General features: G+C 55.7%; 5 protein-coding genes. All 5 read right to left on the bottom strand.

The window, feature by feature from the left end; genetic code table 11:
• Window positions 1-49: 49 nt before the first annotated feature.
• A complete protein-coding gene (ileS, locus tag INT22_RS12105; protein WP_193060806.1) occupies window positions 50-2,881 on the bottom strand; it encodes an isoleucine--tRNA ligase in 2,832 nt (943 codons plus the stop codon).
• Window positions 2,882-2,888: 7 nt separating this feature from the next.
• The gene (gene ribF / locus INT22_RS12100) at window positions 2,889-3,926 is read right to left on the bottom strand and encodes a bifunctional riboflavin kinase/FAD synthetase (protein WP_120386314.1); all 1,038 of its coding nucleotides are present in this window, start codon (window positions 3,924-3,926) and stop codon (window positions 2,889-2,891) included.
• A 129-nt stretch (window positions 3,927-4,055) separates the two neighbouring features.
• On the bottom strand, window positions 4,056-5,633 hold the full coding sequence (gene murJ, locus INT22_RS12095; protein WP_089040746.1) for a murein biosynthesis integral membrane protein MurJ: 1,578 nt from the start codon (window positions 5,631-5,633) through the stop codon (window positions 4,056-4,058).
• 109 nt (window positions 5,634-5,742) lie between these two features.
• The gene (gene rpsT / locus INT22_RS12090) at window positions 5,743-6,009 is read right to left on the bottom strand and encodes a 30S ribosomal protein S20 (protein WP_009722795.1); all 267 of its coding nucleotides are present in this window, start codon (window positions 6,007-6,009) and stop codon (window positions 5,743-5,745) included.
• Window positions 6,010-6,282: 273 nt separating this feature from the next.
• Window positions 6,283-7,008, bottom strand: a complete 726-nt coding sequence (locus INT22_RS12085; protein WP_193068284.1) for an amino acid ABC transporter ATP-binding protein — start codon at window positions 7,006-7,008, stop codon at window positions 6,283-6,285.
• Between the last annotated feature and the right edge of the window lies 1 nt (window position 7,009).

Here is a 7,009-nt window from a genome sequence, read left to right as displayed (position 1 = left end):
CCGCCGCATCGGCGGCCGCTGGTGTGGATCATTGGTGGTTGACGCAGTGTTAGGCATAGTAACGAATCTCGCCGCTGCCTTCTGGAAGATTGCTGATACAGCGACCACACAGGTCGGAATGCTCAGCATGAGTGCCTACATCAGCACGATGGTGCCAGCAGCGCTCGCACTTCTGGTGCTCGCTTCCGCTAACCGCCACTTTCAAGCCTTCAAGCTCGGTGCTTTCTGCGTTGGCGGCATCCACTAGCGGTGCTAGATGGACTTCACTGGTGAGCATCACGAAGCGCAGCTCGTCGCCCAATTTAGACAGCGTAGCGTTCAGTTCATCGCTCACGTAAAGCGTAACTTCCGCCGCCAAGCTGCCCTTGATGACTTTGGCATTACGGGCGTCTTCCAAGCACTTGTTCACCGAATGCTTCACTTCCAGCACTTGCTCCCAGAAGGCACGGCCCAGCTCAGCGCCATCCTCTAAGGTGCCAAGCCCAGTGTAGTAAGTTTCCAGCAGTACGCTGTCGCCACGCTTGCCAGGAATATGCTCGTAGATCTCCTCAGCGGTAAACGACAGGATCGGTGCAATCCAGCGGCTCAGCGCTTCAACCACATGATAAAGCGCGGTTTGCGCGCTACGGCGGGCGAGTGAATCCGTTTGAGTGGTGTACTGGCGATCCTTGATGACATCCAGGTAGAAGCCGCCTAATTCCCGTGCGCAGAAACCGTGTACCTGCTGATACACATCCAGGAAACGGTACTCTTCATAGGCTTTTTCGATACGCCCCTGCAGCTGTGCCGCACGGTCAACCACCCACTGATCCAGTGCCAGCATATCGCCAAAAGCCACCTGATCGTTAGCCGGATCAAAACCGTTCAAGTTAGAAAGCAAAAAGCGTGCAGTGTTGCGGATACGACGATACACATCGGCGGTACGCTTCAAGATTTCATCCGACACCGCCATTTCACCGGAGTAGTCGGTAGACGCTACCCAAAGGCGTAAAATATCAGCGCCCAACTTATCCATCACACTTTGCGGCGCGACCACATTCCCCAACGATTTGGACTGCTTACGGCCCTGTGAATCGACGGTAAAGCCATGGGTTAGTAGCTGACGATATGGCGCATGACCATCAATCGCCGATCCGGTCAGTAGCGACGAATGGAACCAGCCACGGTGCTGGTCCGAGCCTTCCAGGTACAAATCAGCACGCGGGCCACTTTCATGACCATGAGGGTGCGAGCCACGCAGCACATGACGATGCGTGGAGCCGGAGTCAAACCAGACATCCAATGTATCGGTGACTTTGTCGTACTCAGCAGCTTCGGCACCGAGTAGCTCAGCGGGGTCGAGTTTAAACCACGCTTCAATACCCTCTTGCTCGACACGCTTAGCCGCCTCTCCCATCAACTCAACCGTCTTGGGGTGCAGCTCGCCCGTTTGCTTATGCAAGAAGAACGGAATCGGCACGCCCCAGTTACGCTGGCGGGAGATACACCAGTCCGGGCGATTAGCGATCATGCTATGCAAACGCGCCTTGCCCCACGCGGGGGTAAATTCGGTGGCTTCGATGCCTTCCAACGCCCGCTCACGCAGGGTTTTACCGTCTTTACCTTGAATATCCATGCCCACAAACCACTGGGCAGTGGCACGATAAATCACCGGGGACTTATGGCGCCAGCAGTGCATATAGCTGTGCTTGATGGGCGTGTGCGCCATTAGCGCATTAACCTCGCGCAGCTTCTCAACGATATGCGGGTTAGCTTTCCAGATCATCTGGCCGCCGAAGAACGGCAGATCATCAGCGTAAACACCGTTCCCCTGCACTGGGTTAAGCATGTCGTCAAAGCTCATGTCATGCTCACGGCAGGTGATAAAGTCATCCATACCGTAAGAAGGCGCTGAGTGAACGATGCCCGTGCTACCCACTTCGGACTCAACGTAATCCGCGAGGTAAACCGGCGAGAGGCGGTCATAGAACGGATGACGGAAATTGATTAGATCCAGCGCTGCACCTTGCGCGGTAGCGATTACGCTGCCCGTCAGCTCAAAACGCTCTAAACAGCTTTCCACCAGCTCTTCTGCGAGCAGCAGCAGGCGTTCGCCGGTATCCACGAGCGCATAGGTAAACTCAGGGTGAACGTTCAACGCCTGGTTAGCGGGGATTGTCCAAGGCGTGGTGGTCCAGATCACCACCGCCGCAGGCTTGGGCAATTCGCTTAGACCAAAGGCCGCCGCTAGCTTGTCGGCATCTTCTACCGGGAAAGCGACGTCGATGGCGTCGGATTTCTTATCGGCATATTCAACTTCCGCTTCAGCCAAGGCCGAGCCACAATCAAAGCACCAGTTGACCGGCTTTAGGCCTTTGAACACATAGCCCGCATCCACCATTTCCGCCAAGGCACGGATTTCGCCCGCTTCATTAGCGTAATCCATCGTGCGGTATGGGTGGTCCCAGTCACCGATGATGCCCAGGCGAACAAAGTCAGCTAGCTGCGTTTCGATCTGCGCACCGGCATATTCACGGCAAAGCTCGCGGGCTTTACCCGCGGCCAAATGTTTACCGTGGGTGGTTTCTACCTTGTGCTCAATAGGCAGACCGTGGCAATCCCAGCCTGGCACGTAAGGGGCATCAAAACCCGCCAGATTCTTCGACTTAACAATAATGTCTTTAAGGATTTTATTGAGAGCGTGACCAATATGGATGCTGCCGTTGGCGTAGGGAGGGCCATCGTGCAGAACAAACAGCGGCGCACCCGCGCGGGCATCGCGCAAGCGCTGGTATAGGTTCATATCCTGCCATTTAGAAACGCGCCCTGGCTCCTGCTTCGGCAGCATGCCGCGCATAGGAAAGTCGGTTTCTGGCAAGTTTAGCGTGTGCTTATAATCCATAGTCCGGTCAGCCGTCGTTAGCATCGGCGGCGTTATCCGCCGAAGAGAAATCAGAAGAAGCGGTCTCACGCCCAAGCGGGGCCGAGGCCAGCGGAAGAGAATTCATGCAGCCAGCACCCGCTGCTGCGAAGTAGCGGCGCGCTCTGGCTTGATCGTGTTCAATTTGCGTTTTTAGCGCATCAAAGTCGTCAAACTTCACTTCCCCACGCAAACGCGCGCAGGGGTAAACCGTCAGCCGCTGACCATAGAGGTCGCCTGAGAAATCCAACAGATGAACTTCCAGCGTGGGGCGTTTAGACCCCACCGTTGGCCGAAAGCCAACATTCGCTACGGCGGGATAACGCTGACCATTAGCCAGCTCGGCCACCACAGCAAACACGCCGCGCAGCGTTAATGGCTGAGGCAACAGCGGCAGGTTAGCAGTGGGCACACCAATAGTGCGCCCTAGCTGCTGGTCGCGTACCACACGGCCATGCAGCGAATACGACCTGCCCAGCAGGCGTGCAGCCACGTCAAAGTTACCGCTGGCCAGTAAGGTACGCACGCGTGAACTGGATACCCGCTCGTCATCAACTTTAAAGGTGCGCGTGTGCTCTACACCAAACCCTTCCACCTGCCCGACAGTTTTAAGCAAGGTGAAGTCGCCACGGCGGTCGCAGCCAAAGCGGAAGTCATCACCCACCACCAGATGCTTCACCCCCAAGCCCTTAATTAGCACTTGATCGATAAACTCGCGCCCGGTCAGGCTGCGCAAGGCATCGTTGAAAGGCAGGCACAGCACCTGTTCGGCACCATGATCACGCAGCAAGCGAACTTTTTCACGCAGGCGGGTAAGCCGCGGCGGTGCTTGATCACCAGCAAAAAACTCCCGCGGCTGAGGCTCAAACACCACCACGGTCAACGGCACCTTCAAGCGCGCCGCATGCTCACGGCACTGCTGCAGGATCGCCTGATGGCCGCGATGCACACCATCAAAATTACCGATGGTGGCAACGCAGCCCCGATGAGCCGCTGTCAGATTGTGCAGACCTCGAATGACGTGCATGGCACCTCTTTTTTAAAAGCCTTTTTTAAAAGCGTTTGATTATAACGAACGCGCTGATCAGGTGCAGGGGAAGATTACTTTCGCCCTGGCATCACCTTTTTAATCACCCTAACGCTGCCTATTGGCGCATCAGCTATTCATCTTAAAGTGACGCAGCCGCAGGCCAAACGCGGTCAACCAGGCAAAGTAAAGCCCGCCACCCAGCACGACTAACCCTGCTACCCAGCGAATGCGCTGCCACAGTTCAAAATCAAGCCACTCCTGCCAGTCGGGGGCAGCCAGATAAAGCGCAATACTCATCAACGCGCTACCGCCCACCAGTTGTACTGCGTAGCGTCCCCACCCCGGCTGAAAGATCAACACCTTCTGGCGATAGAGCAGATATCCCAGCAGCCCAGCATTTAAAAATGCCGACAGTGCAGTCGCCAATGCCAAGCCTGCGTGAGCAAGCGGCCAAATTAACAGCAGGTTGAACACCATGTTAGCCACCATGGCGATAATGCCCACTTTGACCGGTGTTTTAGTATCCTGACGAGCAAAGAAGCCCGGTGCTAACACCTTGATCAGCATAAACGCCACCAATCCAAAGGCGTAAGCGCGTAGGCTCATGGCGGCCATTTGAATATCGGTATCGGTCATTGCCCCGTAGTGGAACAAGGTAATCAAAAACGGTTCTGCCAGCACGGCCAGTGCCAGCGCGGCAGGCACCCCCAATAGCAGCACAACGCGAATGGCCCAGTCTAGCATCGCTGAAAAGTGTTCGGTGGACTGCTCCGCATGACGCTTGGAAAGTGCAGGCAAAATAATTGTGCCAATCGCCACACCGAAGACCCCAAGCGGAAGTTCGACCAACCTATCCGAATAGTACAGCCAAGACACGCTGCCCGCCGTTAACAACGAGGCCAACACCGTATCCAGCAGTAAGTTAATTTGCGATACCGATACGCCAAACAGCGCGGGAGCCATCAGCTTCAGAATGCGCTTCACGCCTTCGTGGGCAAAATTTGGCCACGGGGTCGGCAGCAACCCAAGGCGCAGCAAAAACGGCACCTGAAACGCTAACTGGGCAGCACCCGCAATCAACACCCCCCAGGCCAGCGCCATGGCGGGCTCTTCCATTAACGGCATTAGCAGTAGCGCCGCGCCAATCAGCGAAATATTCAGCAGCACGGGGGTGAACGCGGGTACCGCAAAGCGGTTCCAGGTATTCAGCACGCTACCCGAAAAAGCGGTTAACGAAATCAGTAGCAAATAGGGAAACGTCAGGCGCAGCATGTCGGCTGTCATGGCCAGCTTTTCGGGGTCGCGCCCGAAGCCGGGGGCAAATACCCACACCAGCCACGGGGCGCCCAGCATCGCCAACGCTGTTATTAGCGCCAAAATAGCCGTCAGGCTGCCCGCTACCGCATTCAGTAGCTCGCGAATTTCCTGCTTACTGCGCTGGGTTGAGTACTCTGAAAGCACCGGCACAAAGGCTTGGTTAAACGCCCCTTCGGCAAACAAACGGCGCAGAAAATTAGGAATTTTAAACGCAACGAAGAACGCATCCGAGCCGTTGCCTGCCCCCAAGAAGGTGGCAACCACCACATCGCGCACCAACCCCATCACACGCGACAACATGGTCATGGCACTGACCACTAACCCAGAGCGCATCAACCCGCGGCGCGGGGGCGACATATTTGCTTGCGGTGGCGTGTTGGCGGTCATCACTCAATCCATAGCGACTAAAACAAGAGACCCAAAGTCGCCGCGGGCAACGCGACGTATAGACACAAAAAAACCGGCCGCAGCCGGTTTTTTTATGGCGCCTGCCGGCTTACGCCGCCAGAGCCTTAATGCGCTTGTTCAAGCGGCTTTTCAGACGTGCAGCTTTCTTCTTAGAAAGAACGTCTTTATCAGCGATGCGGTCGACAACCGGCTGCATTGCCCGGAACTCTTCCATCGCTTTGCCATGATCGCCGGTGCTGATCGCTTTGATCACACGCTTGATGTAGGTGCGGACCATGCTGCGCTGGCTGGCTTTCAGGACGCGACGAGTCTCGGCCTGGCGGGCGCGCTTGCGTGCTTGCTTGCTGTTCGCCACAGGTATCTCCTTGGAGAATAAAGGTTGCCAATAAACGGCAACGGATTAACTATGTGTTTGTCGGTCGGCTTTCACCACGACATTTCCGTCAGAATCTTTCCACAATAACCAATTGATTTGGAAGCAATTAAAATACTACCAAATGGTGTAACGAGCAGTTCAAAATCTGCCCGTCCACGGGTCTTGTCTGAGAGGATGGCATAGTCTATCACGCGTTAAGCGGGCTTGCCAGCGCTTGTCAATGCTTTTCCCGCACAGATTGCCACTCACCCGTTATGGCAATGCCTGCCCCGTTGGCGCCAGAATTTTGCGCAGAAAACGCCGCGTCCGCTCATCTTGAGGATTGGTAAACAGCTCCTCAGGCGGCCCTTGTTCGACAATTTGTCCTTCATCCATAAACACCACCCGGTCGGCGACGTCTCTGGCGAACTGCATTTCATGGGTCACCACAATCATGGTTTGCTGCTCGGCGGCGAGCTGTTTCATTAAGCTCAGCACCTCTTCCACCCATTGCGGGTCCAGCGATGAGGTTGGCTCGTCGAATAGAATCACATCGGCATTCGCGGCCATCGCACGCCCAATGCCTACCCGCTGCTGTTGGCCACCGGACAGCGATGCTGGGTAAGCATCCGCCTTATCGGCCAAGCCAATGCGCTCTAAAATCTCCCTTGCCCGAGCGTGCGCCTGAGCCTTAGGCAGCTTATCAACGACAATCATGCCTTCGCTGATATTTTCTAACGCCGTTTTGTTGGCAAATAGCCCATAGTTCTGAAATACGAAAGCGGTTCGTCGGCGTAGCGCCAGAATATCGGCACGACTAGCACGCCGGGCATCGACCCTTAAGTCGCCTACCGTGATGTGTCCCGTTTCTGGGCGTTCTAGAAAGTTAATACAGCGCAGCAGGGTTGATTTACCGGTACCCGAGGGACCAATAATGACGATGATTTCACCCTGCTCCAGGTGCAAATCAACGTCGGTAAATACTGGCTGCTGGCCCAAA

Source organism: Halomonas sp. 3D7M (genome assembly GCF_014897885.1).
Lineage (GTDB): Bacteria > Pseudomonadota > Gammaproteobacteria > Pseudomonadales > Halomonadaceae > Vreelandella.
Note: the sequence above shows the minus strand (reverse complement) of the source record. Positions and strands in the feature narration are given on the sequence as shown.